The sequence below is a fragment of the Aestuarium sp. genome (genome assembly GCF_023253315.1).
Classification (GTDB): Bacteria; Pseudomonadota; Alphaproteobacteria; order Rhodobacterales; family Rhodobacteraceae; genus Marivivens; species Marivivens donghaensis.
In genome coordinates this window covers 92399-113655 of sequence record NZ_JALRGW010000006.1, presented here as the reverse complement: position 1 = coordinate 113655, position 21257 = coordinate 92399, and the positions used below count along the sequence as shown (strand labels likewise).

At 55.7% G+C, this 21257-nt stretch carries 20 protein-coding genes, 1 tRNA gene and 1 pseudogene; 15 read left to right on the top strand and 7 right to left on the bottom strand.

The features are described 5' to 3' along the window. Nucleotides 1-323 precede the first annotated feature (323 nt). The 3 genes and pseudogenes from pheT to AC1QQ2_RS05750 form a co-directional block, all read left to right on the top strand. Nucleotides 324-2273 (top strand): annotated as a pseudogene (pheT, locus tag AC1QQ2_RS05760) (phenylalanine--tRNA ligase subunit beta); the annotation flags it as partial. Between the two features lie 87 nt (nt 2274-2360). Further along, nucleotides 2361-3302, top strand: coding sequence for an NAD(+) diphosphatase (nudC, locus tag AC1QQ2_RS05755; protein ID WP_479712414.1), 942 nt, complete (start codon nt 2361-2363; stop codon nt 3300-3302). Between the two features lie 52 nt (nt 3303-3354). After that, nucleotides 3355-3819 carry an SRPBCC family protein gene (locus AC1QQ2_RS05750; protein WP_479712413.1) on the top strand — a complete coding sequence of 155 codons (465 nt, stop codon included), beginning with the start codon at nt 3355-3357 and terminating at the stop codon, nt 3817-3819. Here AC1QQ2_RS05750 and AC1QQ2_RS05745 read toward each other — a convergent pair. Next, on the bottom strand, nt 3816-4658 hold the full coding sequence (locus AC1QQ2_RS05745) for a prephenate dehydratase (protein ID WP_479712412.1): 843 nt from the start codon (nt 4656-4658) through the stop codon (nt 3816-3818). The two genes, AC1QQ2_RS05750 and AC1QQ2_RS05745, sit on opposite strands and share 4 nt — an antisense overlap. A gap of 120 nt (nt 4659-4778) precedes the next feature. Between AC1QQ2_RS05745 and AC1QQ2_RS05740 the strand changes: the two genes are divergently transcribed. The 5 genes from AC1QQ2_RS05740 to AC1QQ2_RS05720 all read left to right on the top strand — a co-directional run bounded on the left by AC1QQ2_RS05740 (nt 4779) and on the right by AC1QQ2_RS05720 (nt 11148). Beyond that, entirely contained in the window at nt 4779-5300 is a 522-nt protein-coding gene (locus AC1QQ2_RS05740) for a c-type cytochrome (protein ID WP_105236398.1), read from the top strand. Between the two features lie 139 nt (nt 5301-5439). Then, entirely contained in the window at nt 5440-7335 is a 1896-nt protein-coding gene (locus tag AC1QQ2_RS05735) for an extracellular solute-binding protein (protein ID WP_479712411.1), read from the top strand. Between the two features lie 19 nt (nt 7336-7354). After that, nucleotides 7355-8443 (top strand): microcin C ABC transporter permease YejB, encoded by a 1089-nt coding sequence (locus AC1QQ2_RS05730; RefSeq protein ID WP_067550196.1) that lies wholly within the window; start codon nt 7355-7357, stop codon nt 8441-8443. A 3-nt stretch (nt 8444-8446) separates the two neighbouring features. Then, complete coding sequence (locus tag AC1QQ2_RS05725) at nt 8447-9556, top strand: ABC transporter permease (RefSeq protein WP_479712410.1); 1110 nt, start codon at nt 8447-8449, stop codon at nt 9554-9556. After that, nucleotides 9553-11148, top strand: a complete 1596-nt coding sequence (locus AC1QQ2_RS05720; protein WP_479712409.1) for an ABC transporter ATP-binding protein — start codon at nt 9553-9555, stop codon at nt 11146-11148. The genes AC1QQ2_RS05725 and AC1QQ2_RS05720 overlap by 4 nt, the downstream gene beginning before the upstream one ends. Here the strand turns inward: AC1QQ2_RS05720 and AC1QQ2_RS05715 are convergent. Together AC1QQ2_RS05715 and AC1QQ2_RS05710 are read right to left on the bottom strand one after the other, a co-directional pair. Further along, entirely contained in the window at nt 11145-12680 is a 1536-nt protein-coding gene (locus AC1QQ2_RS05715) for a D-alanyl-D-alanine carboxypeptidase family protein (RefSeq protein WP_479712408.1), read from the bottom strand. The two genes, AC1QQ2_RS05720 and AC1QQ2_RS05715, sit on opposite strands and share 4 nt — an antisense overlap. A gap of 189 nt (nt 12681-12869) precedes the next feature. Beyond that, nucleotides 12870-13559 carry an HAD family hydrolase gene (locus AC1QQ2_RS05710; protein ID WP_479712407.1) on the bottom strand — a complete coding sequence of 230 codons (690 nt, stop codon included), beginning with the start codon at nt 13557-13559 and terminating at the stop codon, nt 12870-12872. Between the two features lie 99 nt (nt 13560-13658). Here AC1QQ2_RS05710 and clpS point away from each other — a divergent pair, with 99 nt between their 5' ends. Genes clpS through AC1QQ2_RS05695 form a run of 3 tightly spaced genes read left to right on the top strand, consistent with a single transcriptional unit; the run spans nt 13659 to nt 15801 of the window. Beyond that, the gene (gene clpS / locus AC1QQ2_RS05705) at nt 13659-13979 is read left to right on the top strand and encodes an ATP-dependent Clp protease adapter ClpS (protein ID WP_435404524.1); all 321 of its coding nucleotides are present in this window, start codon (nt 13659-13661) and stop codon (nt 13977-13979) included. Between the two features lie 22 nt (nt 13980-14001). Beyond that, nucleotides 14002-14964 carry a class I SAM-dependent methyltransferase gene (locus AC1QQ2_RS05700; RefSeq protein ID WP_479712406.1) on the top strand — a complete coding sequence of 321 codons (963 nt, stop codon included), beginning with the start codon at nt 14002-14004 and terminating at the stop codon, nt 14962-14964. Nucleotides 14965-14994: 30 nt separating this feature from the next. Then, entirely contained in the window at nt 14995-15801 is an 807-nt protein-coding gene (locus tag AC1QQ2_RS05695) for an SDR family NAD(P)-dependent oxidoreductase (protein ID WP_479712405.1), read from the top strand. A 6-nt stretch (nt 15802-15807) separates the two neighbouring features. Here the strand turns inward: AC1QQ2_RS05695 and AC1QQ2_RS05690 are convergent, their stop codons facing one another. After that, the gene (locus AC1QQ2_RS05690; RefSeq protein ID WP_479712404.1) at nt 15808-16194 is read right to left on the bottom strand and encodes a hypothetical protein; all 387 of its coding nucleotides are present in this window, start codon (nt 16192-16194) and stop codon (nt 15808-15810) included. A gap of 101 nt (nt 16195-16295) precedes the next feature. On the opposite strand from AC1QQ2_RS05690, the gene hemF reads away from it, so the two are divergent. Both hemF and AC1QQ2_RS05680 read left to right on the top strand, forming a co-directional pair. Further along, nucleotides 16296-17186 carry an oxygen-dependent coproporphyrinogen oxidase gene (gene hemF / locus AC1QQ2_RS05685; RefSeq protein WP_105235813.1) on the top strand — a complete coding sequence of 297 codons (891 nt, stop codon included), beginning with the start codon at nt 16296-16298 and terminating at the stop codon, nt 17184-17186. After that, nucleotides 17177-17797: a LysE family translocator gene (locus AC1QQ2_RS05680; RefSeq protein WP_479712403.1), complete on the top strand. Its 621-nt coding sequence runs from the start codon at nt 17177-17179 to the stop codon at nt 17795-17797. Before hemF ends, AC1QQ2_RS05680 begins: the two co-directional genes overlap by 10 nt. A gap of 51 nt (nt 17798-17848) precedes the next feature. Here AC1QQ2_RS05680 and hemE read toward each other — a convergent pair whose 3' ends face one another. Beyond that, a complete protein-coding gene (gene hemE, locus AC1QQ2_RS05675) occupies nt 17849-18883 on the bottom strand; it encodes a uroporphyrinogen decarboxylase (RefSeq protein WP_105235811.1) in 1035 nt (344 codons plus the stop codon). Between the two features lie 86 nt (nt 18884-18969). Between hemE and hemC the strand changes: the two genes are divergently transcribed. Beyond that, entirely contained in the window at nt 18970-19917 is a 948-nt protein-coding gene (gene hemC / locus AC1QQ2_RS05670; protein WP_479712402.1) for a hydroxymethylbilane synthase, read from the top strand. 115 nt (nt 19918-20032) lie between these two features. Then, nucleotides 20033-20109 (top strand) — tRNA-Met (locus AC1QQ2_RS05665). 50 nt (nt 20110-20159) lie between these two features. Here the strand turns inward: AC1QQ2_RS05665 and AC1QQ2_RS05660 are convergent. Next, nucleotides 20160-20843 carry a DUF1045 domain-containing protein gene (locus tag AC1QQ2_RS05660; RefSeq protein ID WP_479712401.1) on the bottom strand — a complete coding sequence of 228 codons (684 nt, stop codon included), beginning with the start codon at nt 20841-20843 and terminating at the stop codon, nt 20160-20162. Between the two features lie 102 nt (nt 20844-20945). Then, nucleotides 20946-21143, bottom strand: coding sequence for a heavy-metal-associated domain-containing protein (locus AC1QQ2_RS05655; protein WP_479712400.1), 198 nt, complete (start codon nt 21141-21143; stop codon nt 20946-20948). Nucleotides 21144-21257 lie beyond the last annotated feature (114 nt).

Below are 21257 nucleotides of genomic sequence, written 5' to 3'. Positions count from 1 at the left end.
ATACTTACGGTCTTAATTTCTGAGAATGAGGAAGATGGAAAGAACTAACGGAAGACGCATTAAAACCATTAATAGAAAAATATGTCTGAAAATAAACTAAAGCAACATCATTATACATGAAACCCAATTTCACAAGAAAAGCAAGACGATATATACAAAATGATTAGTATTGGTATAACTGATATCGCAGTTGCAAAAGAACTTTCTATTAATGTAAACACTGTTAGACGGTACAAGATAAAATTTAACTTAAACTAGTCTATGAAAAGAAAAAGGAAAAGACCAACAAATGAAAAAGACATAGACACAATAGTGAGTATGGGTTGGCAAAACAAGATGCGTCCAAAGTCGATCCAGTGATCGAAATTGCGATTACACCGAACCGTGGTGATGCGCTGGGCGTTCGCGGTATCGCCCGCGACCTCGCCGCGCGTGGCTTGGGCAAGCTCAAAGATCGCACCGTTGATCCTGTGCCAGCATCGTTTGAATCTGACCTGACCGTGACCATTGATGACGACACATTGGACGGCTGCCCGCTGTTCTGTGGTCGCCTGATCAAAGGCGTGAAAAACGGCCCGTCGCCCGAATGGCTTCAGACCTGTCTAAAAGCGATTGGTCTGCGTCCGATTTCGTTCCTCGTCGATGTCACCAACTTCTTCACCTACGACCAGAACCGTCCGCTCCACGTGTTTGACGCGGATAAGGTCGCGGGCAACCTGCGTGTTCACCGTGCGGCTGGTGGCGAAACTATCGTGGCGCTCGATGAAAAGACCTACACGCTGCCGGCGGGCGCTATGGTGATTTCTGATGATAACGGTGTTGAGAGTATCGCTGGCATCATGGGTGGCGACCACACTGGTTGCACCGATGAGACTGTGAACGTCTTTGTCGAATCTGCGTGGTGGGACCCGATCCAGATCGCAACCACGGGACGCGCGCTCAAGATCAACTCGGATGCGCGTTATCGTTTTGAACGCACTGTTGATCCTGAATTCACAGCCGAAGGTCTGGAACATGCGGTTCGCATGATCGTTGATCACGCAGGTGGTGAGGCGTCTGATGTTGTTGTTGCGGGCGCTGTGCCGAATTTTGCGCGCTCGTATAAGCTGGACGCAAAGCGTGTGCAGAGCCTTGTTGGCATGGACATTCCAGAGAGCGAACAGCGCCAGACACTGACCGCGCTGGGCTTCCGTATGGATGGTGATCAGGCGCACGTTCCGTCGTGGCGTTCCGACGTTCAAGGTGAGGCGGACCTCGTTGAGGAAGTCGCGCGTATTGCGTCCTTGACCAAGCTTGAGGGTAAACCGTTGCCCCGTGTCACTGCAGGCGTGCCAAAACCTGTGCTGACACCGCTTCAGGTGCGATCGTCCGCTGCACGCCGCACCACTGCGTCGCTCGGCTACAATGAATGCGTGACCTACACCTTTATCGACCGCGAAGCGGCTGCGTTGTTTGGTGGCGGTACCGAGGCGACCGAGTTGGAAAACCCAATTTCGTCGGACATGAGCCACATGCGTCCTGACCTCTTGCCTGCCCTGCTTCGTGCAGCAGCACGCAATCAGGCACGTGGCTTTGCCGATTTGGCCTTGTTTGAGGTCGGCCATGCCTTTGCTGGCGGTAGACCGGGTGAACAGCAGCTGCAGGTAAGCGGCGTTCTTATCGGTCGGACTGGCCCCAAAGACGTGCATGGCGCGTCGCGTGCGGTTGATGTTTATGACGCCAAAGCCGATGCCGAAGCGATCCTCGCTGCAATGGGTGCGCCTGCCAAGGTGCAGATCATGCGCGACGGTCCAGCGTGGTTCCACCCTGGCCGTCATGGTAAAATCTGCCTCGGCCCGAAAAAGGTCTTGGGCATCTTTGGTGAACTTCACCCGAAAATCCTACGTGAGATGGACATCAAAGGTCCTGCCGTTGCGTTCACTCTCTTCCCTGAAGAGATCCCGCTGCCGAAAAACGCATCGGCCAGCCGTCCCGCAATGGATATCTCCGAACTGCAAGCGGTTGAGCGTGACTTTGCGTTCGTTGTCGATGCAGAGGTAGAGGCACTGACCTTGGTTAACGCAGCGGCGGGCGCGGATAAGGCACTGATCGACGATGTTCGTGTGTTCGACGAATTCTCGGGCGATAGCTTGGGTGAAGGCAAAAAATCCCTCGCGATTACGGTTCGTTTGCAGCCCAAAGAGGACACCCTCAAAGACAAAGATATCGAAGCCGTAAGCGCCAAGATCGTTGAGAAAGTGACCAAGGCGACAGGCGGCACCCTTCGCGGATAACGACAAAGGCGGCCTTAGTGGCCGCCTTTTTTGTTTGCCCTGTCAGATGGGTTTGCACAGTCGGGTTCGGCGTGTCAGACATTCGCCATGACACACGAGCCCACATTTTCTTTTTCTGGTTCAGGCTATGATCGCGCAGCCGAAGTGCGCGGCGATCTTGCTCCGCTGCGAAATGATCCAACAGCCACAACAATTGTGACGTGGCGTGGTAAAGTTCTTACCGAAAACAATGTCTTGGTGCGGTTGCCGCTTAATCACGATGCATTGGTCGCCCCAGTGATTGAGATATTTTTGGGACGCACTCCTTCGGGGCCAATCTTTGCGACCGACATTTCGAAATGGGAACCAGATGCCGATCTGACAGAGTTGGGTTCGTTTTTCGACCAATCGTTGCAGCACCACCCAGGCCTGCCCGAAACGATGGGGTTCGCCGAACTTCGGGCTGTGATGACGATGCTTAGCGCGCTTGATGCGGAACTCGCCGCAACAGCACGGGCAATAATCGGGTGGCACGACTCGCACCGTTTTTGTTCCCGCTGTGGGGCGGAATCAAAACCCGTTATGGGTGGCTGGCAGCGAGGGTGTGATGCCTGTGGCGGGCAGCATTTCCCACGCACGGACCCTGTCGTTATCATGCTCGTCACACATGGTGATCGCGTACTTTTGGGGCGTTCCCCTGGTTGGCCCGATCACATGTATTCCGTTTTGGCTGGGTTTATCGAACCGGGCGAAACGATGGAGGCTGCCGTTCGGCGCGAAGTAAACGAAGAGACAGGTGTTAAGGTTGGAGAGGTCCGCTATGTGGCGAGTCAGCCATGGCCGTTCCCAGCGAATCTGATGTTTGGATGTGAAGCAGAGGCCGAGACCGATCAAATCACCATCGACCCGAACGAATTGGAAGATGCCCTCTGGCTTGATCGTAGCGAACTGGCACAAGTGTTTGAGGGCACACACCCTTTGATCAATCAGCCGAGAAACGGCGCTATAGCGGGTTTTCTGCTCAAGCGGTGGTTGAGTAACGTAGATTAAACGGTCAAAAGAGAACAAAGTTCGAATGAGCGATTCAATTTGAGGCAAGCAAGTGCGGTTTAGCGCTAGAGAAGATATCGAAGCACCGATCGACTACGTTTACGGCAAAATCACTGATTTTGGTGGGTTTGAGCGTTCGGCGATGCGGCGTGGCATTGATGTGGAACGCAAGGATAGCCTTGCTGGCGTTGAGGTTGGTGCCAATTGGCATGTCGGGTTCAAATTTCGCGGAAAATCGCGGGCGGCTGAATTGACCTTGCAAAAGGTTGATAACCCAAACGGCGTTGATATCGGCTTTACCTCGGGTGGGGTGGAAGGCAGCACCAATATTGAATTGGTGCCGCTGTCGCCTGCGCGGACACGGTTGATCATTCGTCTAGATATAGCACCGCGCACACTGGCTGCGCGTCTTCTGCTGCAATCGCTGAAGCTGGCAAAGAGCAATCTGACCCAAAGGTTCAAAACGCGGATCGCTGACTTTGCCGAGGATGTTGAGACGTCCTATACGGGCGTTTAACGTGTTTCGTGGCGGCGTGCCGCTGCAGGGAAGGTGCCGATCACACGCACATGATCGGTGAAATAATCCAGTTCTTCCATGGCGAGACGGACATTTTCGTCTTCGGGATGTCCCTCGATTTCCGCATAGAACTCGGTCGCGGTGAATTCGCCGTCGACCATATAGCTTTCTAGCTTGGTCATGTTGATGCCGTTGGTCGCGAAACCGCCCATCGCTTTGTATAGCGCAGCCGGGATGTTCCGAACGCGGAAGACAAAGCTCATCATCATGCCATTGGTGCCACGGCGGGTCGTATCGGGTTCACGAGCCATAATGATAAAGCGGGTCGTGTTGCGGGAATGGTCCTCAATATGACGCGCGACAACGTCCAGACCGTAGATTTCGGCGGCGAGTTCGCTGGCGAGCGCGGCTTTGGTCACGTCGTTTGCTTCGGCCACTTCACGAGCCGCACGCGCGTTATCGGTGCTGACTTTGCCAGTGATGTTGTGATTCTTTAGAAATCCAGCGCATTGCGGGAGGATGACGACGTGGCCGTGGGCTTCTTTGACGTCTGACAGCGCTGCACCTTTGACGCCGAGAAGGTTCACGTGAACGCGAACGAATGCCTCGTCAACGATGTGAAGGCCCGATTTTGGCAACAGGCTATGGACATCAGCCACGCGGCCGTAGGTCGAGTTCTCGACCGCGATCATGCCCAAATCAGCCGCGCCAGACCGAACGGCCTCCATCGCGTCTTCGAATGTGTCACAGGGAAGCGGGTCGAAATCGGGGCGTGCTTCGACGCAAGCCTGATGACCATAGGCACCAAGTTCTCCCTGAAACGCGATTTTCTGGGTCATTTCTGTCCCCTCCACTGTTCTTTTGTCTACTTTGGGCAATAAGTCGCGGTTCTACTGCTTGCAAGAGTGGACAAGAAACTTGTAGATAGCCGCGAAACTGTGAACGGAATGGAACGCGACATGTTCGACACAATGACGATGACCAAGGTGCTGGGCGGCGTTTGCGGCACTTTCCTCGTTTTCTTGCTTGGTGGCTGGGCTGCTGAAAGCATTTATTCTGCTGGCGAAGGTGCTGGCCACGAGGGCGAGCACGCTCAGGCGTATGTAATCTCGCACGGCGACGGTGAAGTTGCTGTTGTAGAAGAAGGCCCGTCCTTCGAAGAAATCTTTGCAAATGCTGACGCAGCTGCTGGTGAGCGTGTTTTCCGCAAATGTGCGGCATGTCACTCTGCCGCTGAAGGCGAGAACGGCACAGGCCCGACCCTTTACGGCGTTGTGAACCGTCCTGTCGACTCGATCGCTGGCTTTGCATACTCGGGCGCTCTCGAGGCTGTGGCTGACGTTTGGTCGCCTGAGCACCTCAACGGATTCCTCGAGAACCCCAAAGGCTATGCACCGGGCACCGTAATGTCGTTCTCGGGTCTGGCAAAAGTTCAGGACCGTGCAGACGTGATTGCGTACCTGCAGAGCGTCTCTAACTAATTTAGTGAATATCACTTAGGCAAAGGCCGTCCCGAGGGGCGGCCTTTTGTCGTTTCACAATGCGATAACGCTTTCTCGTCTTGCCCTTTATGTATTGCCCGCCGTAGCTTTGTTTCAGGGTTTCAAAGGGGAGAAAACCATGACGAATTTCACCACCAAAGCTGCTGTTCGCGACACCAATCTGCGTCGCGTTGTGCTTTTGGCAGGTGCTGCGCTGATTGCGGGCGCATCATGGGCGAGTTCGGTGTTTGCTGAAACGCCCATCATTCAGACCCATGCCATTTCGACCTATGGCAATTTGAAATACCCTAGCCCTGATTTCGCGCACCTTGATTACGTAAACCCTGACGCGCCCAAAGGCGGAGAGTTTTCGACGTGGTTCACAGGCGGGTTCGACAACCTGAACCCCTACGCGACCCAAGAAGGTAAGCCCGCCTATCTGTCATCGTCCATGTTCGAATCGGTTTTGCAGGGCACATCGGACGATGTGGACGGGAATTACTGTTATCTGTGCACGACGATGGAATACCCAGAGACCAAAGATTGGGTGATCTTCCATTTGCGCGACGATGTGGTGTTTTCGGACGGCACCCCAATGACCGCGAACGACGTAGTCTTCAGCCATAACCTGATGATGGAACAGGCCACCGAATCGTATCGTTTCGCGGTGGCGCAGATGGTCGAAAGCGTTGAGGCGCTGGACGATTACACCGTGAAATTCACCTTTGCGGCCGATTATCCAAAGCAATCCGTGATCGAACAGGTCGGTGGTCAGCCAGTGTTTAGCCAGAAATGGTACGAGGAAACGGGTGCGCGTTTGGACGAAAGCCGCCTCGAAACTGGACCGGGTACGGGGCCTTATATGGTCGGCAGTTTTGAGGTGAATCACCAGATCATCTACGTTCGCAATCCCAACTTCTGGGGCACTGATCATCCGCTAAACATCGGTCAGAACAACTTTGATTCGATCCGCATCGAATACTTCGCGGACACCACGGCCGCATTTGAGGGGTTCAAGGCAGGTGAGTTCACCTTCCGACAGGAAAATTCCTCGCTGTCTTGGGCGACCTCCTATGATTTCCCCGCGATTCAAAATGGTTGGGTCGTGAAAGAGACGCTGCCGAATGGAAATGTACCTGGCGCGACGGGGTTTGTGTTCAACATGAAGTCGGGCAAATTCGACGATCTGCGCGTCCGTCAGGCCTTGGCCCTGATGTATAACTTCACCTGGACCAACGAAGAACTGCAATACGGGCTGTTTAAACAGCGCGAGAGCTTTTGGCAGAACGGGGATCTCGCGGCGCGCGGCGTTCCTGAGGGGCGCGAGTTGGAATTGCTTCAGTCAGTTTCTTCACTCATTGATCCGTCGATCCTGACGGATGAAGTTACCGTGCCGCACGTCTCTGGTGAATCGCAGCTCGACCGTCGGAACCTCCGCAGGGCCTTGGCGCTGATGGAGGAAGCAGGTTGGGTGCCCGGTGCCAACGGGATGCTGGAAAAAGACGGTGAGCCGCTGAAGGTCGAATTCTTGGGCTATAGTCCGACGTTCGACCGCATCATTCTGCCCTATGTCGATAACCTGCGGAAATTGGGCGTCGATGCCGAGTGGAACCGCATTGATCCTGCGCAATACACTGAACGCACCCGCAATTTCGATTTCGACATGATCTTTGACGGTTACCGTGTCGGTCCGATCGAGGGAGAAGGTTTGGGCCAGAAATTCGGATCGGATGGTTTGGGCGATGTATTTAACCCCGCCCATTATTCAAACCCCGCCGTCGATAAACTGGCCGAGTCGATCAAGGACGTCGAAACTTATGATGATATGGTGGCCCATGTCCGTGCGATTGACCGCATCATGCGTCGCGACCTGTTTGTCGTCCCGACATGGTATCTGGGCGATTACTGGGTGGCCTATTACGACATGTACGAACACCCCGAGACTCTGCCGCCCTATGCGCTGGGCGAGATGAGCTTCTGGTGGTATAACGCCGAAAAAGCCGAAGCACTAAAGGCCGCAGGGGCCCTACGCTAAGGACTAATAAGGCAGGTAGATGGGCGCTTATATACTTCGCAGATTGCTGCTCGTGATCCCGACGCTGCTAGGGATTATGATCCTCAATTTTGCGATCATCCAATTCATGCCGGGTGGTCCGATTGAGCAGGTCATCGCGCGGATGCAGGGCAATGGGGATGTGTTCGAAAACATCTCTGGCGGGGCAGGGGATGCCGAATTCCAAAGTGCTGGCGTTGAACTTCAAGGTGCCTATCCGGGTGCGCAGGGGCTAGATCCACGCTACCTCGCTGAATTGGAAAAGCGGTTTGGGTTCGACAAGCCACCGCTTGAACGGTTCCTGAATATGATGTGGAACTACGTCCGCTTTGATTTCGGAGAGAGCTATTTCCGCAAAATTTCGGTGCTCGATCTTGTTCTGGAAAAGATGCCCGTTTCGATCACACTTGGTCTTTGGTCGACGATCATCGCTTACCTTGTGTCGATCCCATTGGGCATCCGCAAAGCCATCAAAGACGGTTCGCAGTTCGACACATGGACCTCTGGGGCCATCATCGTGGCATATGCGATCCCGGGCTTCCTCTTTGCAATCCTTCTCATCGTTCTATTTGCGGGCGGTAGCTATTGGCGGATATTCCCATTGCGCGGCCTCACCAGTTCAAATTGGGAAGAACTGACCATGTGGGGCAAGGTTATTGACTACCTTTGGCACATCACGTTGCCCGTGCTGGCCTCAACGATTTCGGCCTTTGCGACGCTGACCTTGCTGACCAAAAACAGCTTCCTTGATGAGATCAAAAAGCAATACGTAATGACCGCTCGGGCCAAAGGGCTGACGGAAAACCGCGTCCTCTATGGCCATGTGTTCCGAAACGCGATGCTGATCGTGATCTCTGGGTTTCCAGCGCTTTTCGTCGCGGTGTTCTTTGGTGGTTCGGTGATTATCGAAACGCTGTTCAGCCTCGATGGGTTGGGGCGGATGGGGTACGAGGCGGCGATTGCGCGGGATTATCCCGTGGTCTTTGGGACGCTTTATGCGTTTTCGCTGATGGGGCTGGTCGTCGGGATTATCACCGACATCACATACGTGTTTATCGATCCGCGGATCGATTTCGAAAGCAGGGGGTAGGGTATGCGTCTGTCTCCACTCAATCAGCGTCGCTGGCGCAACTTCAAACGAAACCGTCGTGCGGTTTGGTCCCTGATCATCCTAGGCGCATGTTTCATTCTGAGCCTCTTTGCTGAGTTCATCGCCAACGATAAACCGATCCTTGTTAGCTACCGTGGCGAACTGCGCAGCCCCGTTTTGTCCTTTTATTCAGAAAAGGATTTTGGCGGCGATTTCGCGACTGAGGCTATTTACTCCTCAATCGAGGTGAAATGCCTGATCGTGTCTGGCGGCGCGGTAGAGTGTTTTGACGACCCTGAAGGTATCTACGACACCGTAACGACGGGCGGCACGCCTGAGGTTGAGGACTTCGCCAAGGGTTGGATGGTCTGGCCCGTCATCCCTTATTCCTACGATACGATTGTTGATGTGCGCGGCGTCGCTCCTGCGCCTCCATCGGACACGAACCTCTTGGGCACAGACGATACTAAACGCGATGTTCTGGCACGCGTGATCTATGGTTTCCGATTGTCGATCTTTTTCGCAATGATGGTGGTCGGCGTGTCGTCGGTCATTGGGATCGTCGCTGGCGCAGTCCAAGGGTATTTCGGCGGCTGGGTCGACCTCGGCTTTCAGCGGTTCATTGAAATCTGGGGCGGGATGCCGTCGCTCTATGTGATGATCATCCTCGTCGCGATTTTGGGAAAATCCTTCTGGCTCTTGGTCTTTATCACCGTGCTGTTCGGCTGGCCTGCATTGGTCGGTGTCGTGCGGGCTGAATTTCTGCGTGCCCGCAATTTCGAATACGTGCGTGCCGCGCGTGCGCTTGGGGTCGCTGACAGGACGATCATGTTCCGACACGTGCTCCCCAATGCGATGGTGGCGACGGTGACGATGCTGCCGTTCTTGGTCACGGGTGCAATCGCGACGCTGGCCAGTCTCGATTTTCTAGGCTTTGGCCTGCCATCGTCTGCGCCGTCGTTAGGTGACTTGACCCTTCAGGCCAAACGCAACCTCCAGGCGCCGTGGCTTGGCTTTACGGCGTTCTTTACCTTTGCATTTATGCTTTCGCTCCTCGTGTTTATCTTCGAGGGCGTGCGCGATGCCTTTGACCCGCGAAAGACCTTCTCATGAGTTTGCTCGAGGTCACAAACCTCTGCGTCGATTTCCGACAGGACAGCCAAACTACGCGGGCTGTCCGTGGCGTGTCATTTACCGTCGAAAAGGGTGAAACCGTTGCGCTGGTCGGTGAGTCGGGCTCTGGAAAATCGGTGACGGCTTTGTCGACGGTAGACCTGTTGGCGGATAGCGCTCAGGTGTCGGGGTCGATCCGCTACAACGGCGAAGAAATGGTGGGCGCATCAGACGCCACTTTGCGCCGCGTACGGGGCAATGACATCAGCTTCATCTTCCAAGAGCCGATGACATCGCTCAACCCGCTGCACACGATTGAGAAGCAGTTGGGCGAGTCCATTGAACTGCACCAAGGTTTGCGTGGTCCAAAGGTGCGCGACCGCATCATCGAGTTGCTCGACCGTGTGGGTATCCGCGATGCCGAGTCGCGATTGACGAGCTATCCGCACGAGCTTTCGGGGGGGCAGCGACAGAGGGTCATGATTGCGATGGCGCTAGCCAACGGGCCTGACCTGCTGATCGCTGACGAACCAACGACTGCGCTCGATGTGACCATTCAGGCGCAGATCCTCGACCTGATGGAGGACCTAAAGCGCAAAGAGGGCATGGCGATGCTCTTTATCACGCATGACCTGACGATCGTTCGAAAAATCGCGGACAAGGTCTGTGTGATGAAAGACGGTGAGATCGTTGAGACCGGGCCGACGGCTGAGATTTTCAGCAATCCGCAGCATCCCTACACTCAGATGCTATTGGCGGCTGAGGCGGCTGGTGAGCCAGCCCCTGTGCCAGAGAACGCGCCTGTCATTGCAGAGACCCAAAACCTCAAGATTTGGTTCCCGATCAAACGCGGATTGATGCGACGCACCACGGGCTACGTCAAAGCTGTGAACGATGCGACCCTAACCGTCCATGCGGGCGAAACATTGGGGATCGTGGGTGAATCAGGATCGGGGAAAACGACGCTCGCTCTCGCAATCATGCGATTGATCCGATCTGAAGGGCGGATCGTGTTCATGGGTCAGGCTGTTGATGGGTTGAACCAGAAACACATGCGGCCTTTGCGCAGCGGCATGCAGATCGTGTTCCAAGACCCCTTTGGCTCTCTCTCGCCGCGTATGACCGTCGAACAAATCATCGCCGAGGGTCTAACTGTTCACGGTGTCGAACGTGGTCAAAGCCCGCGCGAGATGGTTGCTGAGATCATGGCCGAAGTCGGGCTAGACCCAGAAATGATGCACCGATACCCGCACGAATTCTCGGGCGGACAACGGCAGCGTATCGCGATTGCGCGGGCGATGATCTTACGGCCGAAACTTGTGGTCTTGGACGAACCGACCTCTGCGTTGGATATGACGGTGCAGGTGCAAATCGTCGACCTGTTGCGCGATCTTCAGTGCAAGCACGGGCTGGCCTATTTGTTCATCAGCCACGACCTCAAAGTCGTGCGTGCATTGTCCCACAAGATCATGGTGATGCGTGCAGGTGACGTTGTAGAGGCAGGCCCTGCGGCGCAAATCTTTGACGCTCCGCAGTCGGACTACACCCGTGCGCTCATGGCTGCTGCCTTTGAAGGTCGGGCAGCGACCTAACCTTCGCTGCCGATCATAAAGCAGTTTTGACCACGTGCTTGTAGGCGACGACAGGCGAGTTCAGCCGTTTCGCGTGACATGCCCATAAAGTTGGCGTCGAACCCACGGGGGCTTTGCACCACGCGGCGCAGCGATCCGTCTAGGGTCGCCATTTCGTTCAGGGCAACACGGACGAGAATACGTTCCGCCTCATAGCGCGATCCAAAACGACCTACGTTGATGCCCCAGTGACGGCCGCCAGATGTGGAGACACGGGTGACGACTTCGGGACCCGTTGCAGCAGCCACAGCGACGGCAACATCGGCGGGATCAGTGACGACCTCTTCGATCTCGACTGGAGCGGAGGCTTGGATAAAGGCTGCGGGGCGTGCTTCGGGACGCGGGACCGCTTGGACAACGACGACTTGTGGGGCTTCTTCGATGACTTCAGCCACAGGCTCGATCGTGGCGACTTCCATCGCGGCAGCTAGAGCGTTCTCAATGTCCGCTGCATCGGCGACAACGGCCACAACCGCTTGCTCGGATACTGGGCGCGGGGTCGGACGTGGGCTGGATGTCACGGCACCGGTTACGCGAATGGTGCGGCCCGCTGCGCCCGGAACATCGGTCACGTTAGCGGCGATCATCTGCGGCTCATCATTCGAGCTGTTACCAGGCTGATAGGCGGGCAGGGGCGGGCGCTGGATGCGTGCGTTACGCGGCGCTTGAGCAAAGCCCATGTCCAGCAGTTCCGCAGCACGGGCGTTGCGTGCGGCGACAGAGGACGCGCCAAAGACGGATGCAATGATGCGCACGTTGCCGCGCTGTGCAGAAGCGACAAGGTTGTAACCAGCAGCGCTGGTAAAGCCGGTCTTAATGCCGTCCGCGCCCTCGTAGGCATTCAGGAAACGGCGGTTGGTGTTATACACTTCTGCCATGCCAGCGTCGGTCGAGCGGCGCGAGAAGATGTTATAATACTGCGGGAAATCGTAGACGAGGTGACGGCCTAGAATGGCCATGTCGTGCGCAGTCGACATGTGGCCGTTCTGAGTTAGGCCATTCGCATTGCGGAAAGATGTGCGCGACATGCCCATCGATTGGGCCATACGGTTCATTCGACGCGCAAAGGCTGCTTCGGACCCTTCGAGCGCGATTCCGATCGCAGTCGCCGCATCGTTTGCAGACTTCACAGCTGCAGCGCGGATCAAATACCGAAGGCGAATTTCCTGACCAGTGCGCAGACCGAGCTTGCTGGGTGGCTCCGCGGCTGCCTCAGACGTGATTTTGACCATCGTGTCGGGGCTGATCTCTCCGCGTTCGATGGCTTGGAACGCGATGTAGAGGGTCATCATTTTGGTGAGTGAGGCAGGGTGAAGTGGCGTGTCTGCGTTATAGGATTGGATCACTTCGCCAGTGCGCGCGTCCATCACATAGGTTGCACCAGGGCCTGCCACAGCAGTCTGCGGAACCCACATCGCAAAGACCAATGCGACTGACACAAATAGACCCATTAGGGCCCGAAATTTCGGACGACCTGCCACGGTTTGCCTCATACTGCCTCATGGCTCCAATCTGACGCTGGATGCCTTATTGATTGAGGAGAGAGTAACACGGTCGGATTCAGCCGAAAACACCTTATTTCAAAGCACTTTCATCGGGTGGTTGAACTGCAACGCCATATCTGGTGGTCGATTATTGGCGATCCGCTATATCGGCGATTGTGGCGGAAATGGGGCGGCGCGTCAGGCGAGTTCGGCTATCAACTTGGGTAGGTCGCCCAGACTTTCGAGTCGGTGATATCGGGCGTGTTCAGGCTCTTCGGCGTGTTCTAATTCCCACGTCAGCTCGTGTGGAACGTAAATGCCCCAGCCACCTGCCTCGATCGCGGGGATAATGTCGGACTTCAACGAATTGCCGACCATCATAACGCGCGGGGTCTCAAATCGTGCAAAAATACGCTGATAGACAGCGGCGGTCTTGTCGCTGACAATTTCGACGGACGAGAAGTAGTCCCCAAGGTTGGATTGGGCGAGCTTGCGCTCTTGATCCAAGAGATCGCCTTTGGTGATTAGGACAATCTGCGTTGAATTTGCCAGTTCAGGGATAACCTTCTCAACGTGAGGCAGCAAATTGATCGGATGCGCCAGCATATCGCGCCCCATATCGATCAGCGCCAATGTGATATGCCCAGGGAGTTTTGCATCGGTCACAGCAAGAGCGGTTTCGATCATCGAAAGGGTGAACCCTTTGATCCCATACCCATAGAACCGCAAATTACGTCGCTCCGCCGCCAAAAGCCGCGCCCGAAGGTCATGAGGATCGACATAATCTGCCAGCAATTCGGTAAATCGCTCTTGGCTCATTTGAAAGAATTTTTCGTTGTGCCAAAGGGTATCATCTGCGTCGAATGCGATCGTCCAACGGTGTGGCATGCCTTAGCTCCTGCTGGGGGTTTTCTTAGGCCCTAATAAGATTATATAACGCAGCGGACAGTTACGACTAGTGAGAGCATGAAGCGAACTGACTTCTTTATGATGGCCGAGGGGAATGACGACGATAATGATATCGGCGTCAAACTTGACGTGCGGCCCAAGACCAAGCGTCCGCCGTTGTATAAGGTGCTCATCCTGAACGACGACTACACGCCGATGGAATTCGTCGTGCACGTGTTGGAACGTTTCTTTGGTATGAACCATGCCCAAGCGTTCGAATTGATGCTCACCGTTCACAAAAAAGGCGTCGCCGTCGTCGGCGTTTATTCCTACGAAATTGCTGAAACCAAAGTGACGCAAGTGATGGATTTCGCGCAGCGTCATCAGCACCCGTTGCAATGCACAATGGAGAAAGAGTGACGCCCCGCGTCACCGTTCACAGATGTCCAAATCCAGATTAGCTACTGCCCTGAATGATGGGCTCATCGTCCTGCCCGAAGGTCAAATTCGCGTTATGCGTCCTGCCGCGGATTATGACCTGTCGATGTTCGCTCGTGAAAACCTGTGGATTGATACAGGGTTCAAGCCCGACGCGGTTTCGTGGTCAGGGGCGGGCTATAGCCTCGATCCAGTTGAGGCGCCTGTGACGATTGTCGTTGTGCCGCGAGCCAAGGCTCTTGCGCGTGCGATGGTTGCAGAGGCTGCGAAATCGTCCTTGGTTCTGATCGACGGCCAGAAAACCGATGGGATCGATAGTCTGTTCAAAGAATGCCGCAAGGCGCTGGGCGATCTGCCGAGCGTGACCAAATCGCATGGCCGCCTGTTCTGGTTTGGCGGCGAAAACCAATTCGCAGATTGGGCGCTGGGCGATCCGATCAAAGGCGAGAACGGGTTCTACACCAGCGCAGGCGTTTTCTCGGATGGTCAGGTGGATCGCGGCTCGAAACTGCTTGCCTCTGCTTTGCCTGATAAATTGCCCAAGCGGATGGCCGATTTTGGCGCTGGCTGGGGCTATCTGTCCGATACGGTTCTGAAACGCGAAGGGGTTGAGAGCATCGATCTGATTGAGGCGGAAAAAGTCGCCCTCGATTGTGCGCGTCTCAATGTGCCTGACGATCGTGCCGCGTTCCATTGGGCGGATGCCACTACATGGAAGGCGCCCGACAGCTATGGTGGCATCGTCATGAACCCGCCGTTCCACATTGGCCGCGAAGGAAGCCCTGCATTGGGCCGCGCCTTTATCGCCAATGCCGCGCGGAACCTCACGACCTCTGGGCACTTGTGGATGGTTGCAAACCGTCACCTGCCTTATGAGGCTGCGCTCAATGACCATTTCAAAGAGGTCAAAGAGATCGGCGGCGATGGTGCATTTAAATTGTTCCACGCTTTCCGCCCAATCCGCTAAGCTCTGACAGTCGACACTCGGGAGAGTCCAATGTCTTTTTCCATCGAAGGTAAAACCGCGATTGTGACGGGCGCCGCGAATGGCGTCGGTTTGGCAATCGGACGGCATTTCATCGAACAGGGCGCGAATGTGATGTTCGCGGACATGGACGAAGCCGCGCTTCAGCGCGAGATCGGGGTAGAGATCGAGGCTGACAGCGGGCCTGCCCGTATCTTTGCGGGGGATCTGCGCAAGAAGCTGACGATCAAAAACCTGCTCTCTGCGACCGTGGATGCGTTTGAACAGATCGACATCCTCGTGAATGCGGCCCGTCAGATCGTCCTGACGGACCCGCTCAACCCTGATGATGACAGCGTTTCGATGCTGCTAGAGCAGAACATGCTCGCGGGTCTGCGGTTGTCGCAGGCAGTAGCGCGCCGGATGGTGAAACTGGCAGAAGGACAGGATAAACCGCAAGTCGGCGCGATCATCAACTTGTCGTCCATTGCGGCACGACGCACGCATCCTGATCTTTTGGCCTATTCGGTATCGACGGCTGCGGCGGATCAAATGACACGGTCGCTGGCTGTTGCGCTGGCTCCGCATCGTATCCGCGTTAACTCCGTCGCGTTCGGCAGCGTTATGAGCGCGAGCCTGAAAGGTGCGCTGAAAGAACACGATGGATACCGCGAAGATATCCTGTGCCATACGCCGCTGAACCGCATCGCAAGCGCTTCTGAGGTTTGCGATGCCGTTCAGTATCTCGCGTGCGAGGCGTCTGGCTTTGTCACGGGTCAGATCATCACAGTGGACGGTGGGCGCACCCTGATCGATCCCGTTGGATGCGCCGCCCACTAAACCCGTTTATTCAGGGTGAATCGCGACGCACTGGTTGATGCCGTCTTGAACGGTTGAGGCCATAGCCTCGCGGCGCTGAAGCAGTGACTGCAGCTTTGCCTGTTCTGCGTTCAGATCAATTGCCACAGGCACTTTGTATTCGCGGGTCATCACTTCGTCGCAGGGGAAGCGAACCTCTTCGCCAGACTCGAGCGTTTGCGTGCAAGTCCGATCAATCGTCACAACTTCGGACCGTTCAGCGAGCGCATAGCCGCGATCAATGTTCGCTTGGGTTTCTGCGATCAGTGCGTTCAATGTGCGCTGGTTCGAGGTCACCTCGTTGATGCAACGTTCGCGAGGTGTGCCACAGGCTGCCAAAGCAACGAGTGGCAAAAGGATCAGGGCAGCACGCATATCGAATCTCCGTCAATTGGTCACACATCTGCGGTGTGGTTTCGCCTTCATATCAATGCTATGGCCGAGTGATATTCAATAGCACGACGAAAGGTGTCCCGATGACAGAGCAAATGGCTGATGAAAAAGCACGCGCATCCGCATGGTTCCGTCAATTAAGAGACGACATCGTCGCCGCATTTGAAAACCTTGAAGATACCCAGACAGAAGGCCCAACAGCTTCGCTACCTGCTGGCCGTTTTGAAGTCACGGAAACGAAACGTCAGGGCGACGCAGGCGAGGATGCTGGCGGCGGTCTTATGAGCGTGATGCGCGGTGGTCGTGTGTTCGAAAAAGTCGGCGTGAATGTCTCAACCGTTTACGGGTCACTGGGCGTAGCCGCACAAAAATCGATGGCAGCCCGTGGCGTTCCCGGCGTTGAAGAAGACCCGCGGTTCTGGGCGTCCGGCATTTCGCTCGTGGCGCATATGCAGAACCCGCATGCTCCCGCAGTCCACATGAATACACGGATGTTCTGGACTCCAGCTGCGTGGTGGTTTGGTGGTGGCTCGGACCTCAACCCATGCATCGAGTATTCCGAGGACACCCAGCATTTCCACGATGTGCAAAAGCAGCACCTCGACCCGCATGGCGACCACCTCTACCCCGAACTAAAGGCTTGGGCGGATGAGTATTTCTACGTTCCACACCGTGGTCGTGCTCGTGGTGTTGGCGGTATCTTTATGGACGACCGCAATTCTGGTGATTGGGAAGTAGATTTCGCCCTGACCCAAGACATCGGTCGTGCGTTTTTGCCCGCGTATCTTCCGGTGACCGAAAAACGGCGCAACACGCCGTGGACCGAGGCGGATAAGGACACGCAGCTGATCCACCGTGGCCTCTATGCCGAGTATAATCTTGTTTACGATCGTGGCACCAAATTCGGTCTCGCCACTGGTCACGATGCTAACGCGGTTCTGATGAGCCTACCGCCGATGGCGAAATGGATCTAACCCAGTCCATCCTGCAATTTGCCTTGGCGTCGTTTCTGATCGAACTGACGCCAGGGCCGAACATGGCCTATCTTGCCGTCGTCGCGGCCTGTGAGGGGCGGCGTTATGGCTTTGCAGCTGTGGCAGGTGTTGCGCTGGGGCTGGCCTTGGTCGGGATCGCGGCGGCGCTGGGCGTCGGGGCTATGATCAATGCCTCGCCCGTTCTGTATCAAACCTTACGCTGGGGCGGAGTGCTCTATCTGCTTTGGTTGGCCTATGATGGTTGGCGCGATTCTGATGAAGAGATCGAACACGCCGCGCTCGGCTCGCCGTTGGTGTTGTTCTTTCGGCGCGGTCTGATCACAAACCTTTTGAACCCAAAGGCAGCCGTATTCTACATCGCCGTTTTGCCGGGTTTCGTCGTCGATGGCGTCGCGGTGACGTCGCAGACAGTTACGCTGTCCATTGTCTATGTGGTCGTCGCCACTGCGATTCATGCGGCGATTGTCGGCTTGGCAGGGACGGCACAGACCCTTCTCGAAAACCCGAGAAAAAGGTTGGTCCTGCGGCGAGTCTTGTCGGTCGCTCTGGCCTTGGGCGCGTTTTGGTTTGCGTGGAAAACGCGGGGCTAAGGCAAAACGGGGACCCGAAGGTCCCCGTTTATAAAATCTCTAACGATCAGGTTACGCGCCGCGCACGGTATCGATCATCAATTGAACGTTGTCAGGGCTCGCATCAGGTGTGATCCCGTGACCGAGGTTAAAGATGTGCGGACCATTAGACAGCGCATCCACAACTTTACGCGTTTCGCGGATCAGGTCGTCGCCACCCGTTACCATGTGATGAGAGGCGAGGTTGCCTTGAACGCAGCCGCCGGTTTGCACGTGAGTTGCCGCCCATTCGGGCGACACGCCGTCGTCGAGCGCAATACAATCGGCGCCGATCTTTTCGTGCAGCCCCTCATAGCGTTCACCGGCACCACGCGGGAAGGCGATGACGGGCAAATCAGGGTAGCGGTTTTTCAGCGCTGCGGTGATCCGTCGGGCGGGTTCAACCGCGAAATCGTAGAAGTCCTGACCCTGAAGGCTACCAGCCCAACTGTCGAAAATCTTAACGACCTCTGCCCCTGCGACGACCTGTTTGGACAGATATTCGATGGTTGCATCTGTCAGAAGGTCGATGAGCGCCGCAAAGGTCGCGCGGTCGGCGGCTTTCAAAGCGTGTGCAGGGCCCTGATCCGGCGTCCCGCGGCCTGCGATCATATAGGTCGCAACGGTCCATGGTGCGCCAGCGAAACCGATCAGCGTCGTTTCCTTGGGCAATTCACGCGAGAGGATTTTGACCGTTTCGTAAACAGGGTTCAGAACTTCATCGATCTGATCAATCGGCTTGAGCGCCTTGAGTTCCGCAGGTGTCGTGACCGTTGTCATTCGCGGGCCTTCGCCCGTTTCAAACCAAAGATCGACGCCCAAGGCCTGCGGCAAAAGCAAAATGTCTGCAAAAAGAATCGCTGCGTCGAAGCCGTAGCGGCGGATCGGCTGCAAGGTGACCTCTGCGGCGAGCTCCGAATTGTAGCAAAGTGACAGGAAATCCCCTGCTTGCGCACGGGTTGCGCGATATTCCGGCAGATACCGCCCCGCTTGCCGCATCATCCAAATGGGCGGAGTTGGCAGTTTTTCACCGGCAAGGGCGCGCAAGATCGTCTTTGTCATGGTCATTCCTTTTCGTTCCCGTGGTTGGTCGCCAATGACGCAGGGCAAGTCAAGCCATTGCTGGCACGCAAAGGCGCGGCTAGAAAGCGCATATGACCATGATTTTGCCCACACCCGCTGAACCGCTTATGATCGGAACCCGTGGTTCGCCACTGGCGCTGGCGCAAGCCTACGAAACCCGTGCCCGTTTGATGGCGGCCTTTGATCTGCCCGTGGGTGCCTTTGAGATCGTTGTGATCAAGACCACAGGCGATGATCGTTCGATGATCGATGCGGATCGTCCGCTCAAGGAAATCGGCAATAAGGGTCTGTTTACCAAAGAAATCGAAGAGGCCATGTTGGATGGTCGGATCGATATCGCGGTTCATTCGATGAAAGACATGCCTGTCGCACAGCCTGATGGGCTTGTGCTCGATTGTTATCTTCCGCGTGAAGATGTGCGTGACGCCTTTGTGTCGTTGAAAGAGGGTGGCTTGGCCGCTCTGCCCGAAGGTGCCGTGGTTGGGACGTCGTCCCTGCGCCGTAAAGCACAGCTTCTGAATCGCCGCCCCGATCTGAAAATCGTGGAATTTCGTGGTAACGTTCAGACTCGTCTGAAAAAACTGGGCGATGGTGTTGCGGACGCGACTTTCCTTGCGATGGCTGGTTTGAATCGTTTGAACATGACCGACGTGCCGCGCGTGGCCATCGAAGTCGAAGAAATGCTGCCCGCGGTTGCGCAGGGCGCAATCGGGATCGAACGCCGCGTTGATGATGAACGCGCAGCGACGATGCTGGCTGCGATCCACCACACCCCGACAGGGCAGCGACTCGCTGCCGAGCGGGCGTTTCTGGCGGCTCTGGATGGGTCGTGTGAAACACCCATTGGCGGTTTGGCAGAACTACAGGGCGACACGCTACGTCTACGCGGAGAGATTTTGCGCATCGACGGTTCGCAATCCCTGAGCGATGAAGTCTCTGGTCCGATCAGTGAAGGTCCTGCTTTGGGCCAAGCTTTGGCTAAAACCTTGCTCGATAGGGCAGGCGGACGCTTCTTTTAATAGAGTTTCAAGGCCGCCAAAAATGGCGGCTTTGTTTTTTCGTCGGTCGGAATGAAAAAAGCTGGCTTTGCCTCTTGACGCGGACCCCAGCCAATAATATTCCGCCCGCACTTTCGGCGGTGTAGCTCAGTTGGTTAGAGCAGAGGAATCATAATCCTTGTGTCCGGGGTTCGAGTCCCTGCACCGCCACCATATCCCCCAGATATCAATGGAAATTCGCCGGAAAGTGATCGGGTAAACCGTTATCCGTTCAGGCTATAGCGGCGAATGGTTTCAAACTGACCGTCAGGGCGCTCGCCGACCAGTGCGATGGCGTCGATGATGAACGGGCGGGGGAGTGCGCCGAGGCTCAGTGTTTCAATCGCGGCCTTTGATCGGGTGGCCGTTTCTAGGTCCAGTTTACTTGAGAGCGTCATGTGGAATTTGAATTCCTCCATGACATAGGGATAACCCCATTGCATCAATAGCTCTGTCTGTCTGTCGGTTAATCCTGCCGCCTTGCGTCGTTCAATCTCTGACGCTCTAGCTGGAGCGCGGAAGTGGTCGAGTTCGCGAACGCAAGCCGCGGCTAATGCATTGAGGCCCGATTGCGATCCTTCGACTGTATAGGCAAGGAAAGAGCCGATCTGGCTTAGCTTGAGGCCGTCGAGCGTCACTGGAGCCAATACATCCGCGAGGTCGGCCACTGCGGCTTGCAGTTCGACTTCACCATGCGACTCGGCCAGTTGGAAGGGTGGCTTCAGCGTCGCGTGAAATCCGTATTTCCGTGGTGTTTCAGTGACGGCCTCAAGGTCGAGGCCGTCCACTGGCGGGTGCGGAACTGCGCTGCCTGTCGCGATATCCCATCCCAGCCAAGCTGCGCCGAATTGCTCGAGCGGTCCCGCAGGGGGAACATAGTAAATTGCGAAGCGGGTGAAATCGGACATGGCTTACTCCCTTTTAAACTGGGGATTTCGCAGAGTTGCGTGAAACCTTAATGACATCGACTATAGTGTAAACCGATGCACAAAAAGGTGTTCACGGTCCGTTTAGTCAGCAACTTCAGCGTCAAACCCGATCACATCGAGGGCTTCGATGACTTCGGCAGAGGTCTTATCGGTCGCGACTGTGATCTTGCGCTCATCCATGTCGAATTCGACAGTTGCTGCACCATCTAGGCCAGCGATTGCTGTCCCAATGGATGATTTACAGTGACCGCAGCTCATTTCGGGAACGTAAAGTTTCATTCTAGTCTCCATGCTATGCACATTAGATGGCGCTTCCACCTGCTGGAAGGTCAAGGGGCTATTGACCTTCCAGTTACTGGAGGCACTAAATAAAGCCAAGACCAAGGAAAGAAG

Coding starts and splice junctions, on each gene's coding strand:
- nudC (WP_479712414.1), top strand. CDS start 2,361: ATGACACACGAGCCCACATTTTCTTTTTCTGGTTCAGGCTATGATCGC.
- AC1QQ2_RS05745 (WP_479712412.1), bottom strand. CDS start 4,658: ATGACCCAGAAAATCGCGTTTCAGGGAGAACTTGGTGCCTATGGTCAT.
- AC1QQ2_RS05740 (WP_105236398.1), top strand. CDS start 4,779: ATGTTCGACACAATGACGATGACCAAGGTGCTGGGCGGCGTTTGCGGC.
- AC1QQ2_RS05735 (WP_479712411.1), top strand. CDS start 5,440: ATGACGAATTTCACCACCAAAGCTGCTGTTCGCGACACCAATCTGCGT.
- AC1QQ2_RS05730 (WP_067550196.1), top strand. CDS start 7,355: ATGGGCGCTTATATACTTCGCAGATTGCTGCTCGTGATCCCGACGCTG.
- AC1QQ2_RS05725 (WP_479712410.1), top strand. CDS start 8,447: ATGCGTCTGTCTCCACTCAATCAGCGTCGCTGGCGCAACTTCAAACGA.
- AC1QQ2_RS05720 (WP_479712409.1), top strand. CDS start 9,553: ATGAGTTTGCTCGAGGTCACAAACCTCTGCGTCGATTTCCGACAGGAC.
- AC1QQ2_RS05715 (WP_479712408.1), bottom strand. CDS start 12,680: ATGAGGCAAACCGTGGCAGGTCGTCCGAAATTTCGGGCCCTAATGGGT.
- AC1QQ2_RS05710 (WP_479712407.1), bottom strand. CDS start 13,559: ATGCCACACCGTTGGACGATCGCATTCGACGCAGATGATACCCTTTGG.
- clpS (WP_435404524.1), top strand. CDS start 13,659: ATGATGGCCGAGGGGAATGACGACGATAATGATATCGGCGTCAAACTT.
- AC1QQ2_RS05700 (WP_479712406.1), top strand. CDS start 14,002: ATGTCCAAATCCAGATTAGCTACTGCCCTGAATGATGGGCTCATCGTC.
- AC1QQ2_RS05695 (WP_479712405.1), top strand. CDS start 14,995: ATGTCTTTTTCCATCGAAGGTAAAACCGCGATTGTGACGGGCGCCGCG.
- AC1QQ2_RS05690 (WP_479712404.1), bottom strand. CDS start 16,194: ATGCGTGCTGCCCTGATCCTTTTGCCACTCGTTGCTTTGGCAGCCTGT.
- hemF (WP_105235813.1), top strand. CDS start 16,296: ATGACAGAGCAAATGGCTGATGAAAAAGCACGCGCATCCGCATGGTTC.
- AC1QQ2_RS05680 (WP_479712403.1), top strand. CDS start 17,177: ATGGATCTAACCCAGTCCATCCTGCAATTTGCCTTGGCGTCGTTTCTG.
- hemE (WP_105235811.1), bottom strand. CDS start 18,883: ATGACCATGACAAAGACGATCTTGCGCGCCCTTGCCGGTGAAAAACTG.
- hemC (WP_479712402.1), top strand. CDS start 18,970: ATGACCATGATTTTGCCCACACCCGCTGAACCGCTTATGATCGGAACC.
- AC1QQ2_RS05660 (WP_479712401.1), bottom strand. CDS start 20,843: ATGTCCGATTTCACCCGCTTCGCAATTTACTATGTTCCCCCTGCGGGA.
- AC1QQ2_RS05655 (WP_479712400.1), bottom strand. CDS start 21,143: ATGAAACTTTACGTTCCCGAAATGAGCTGCGGTCACTGTAAATCATCC.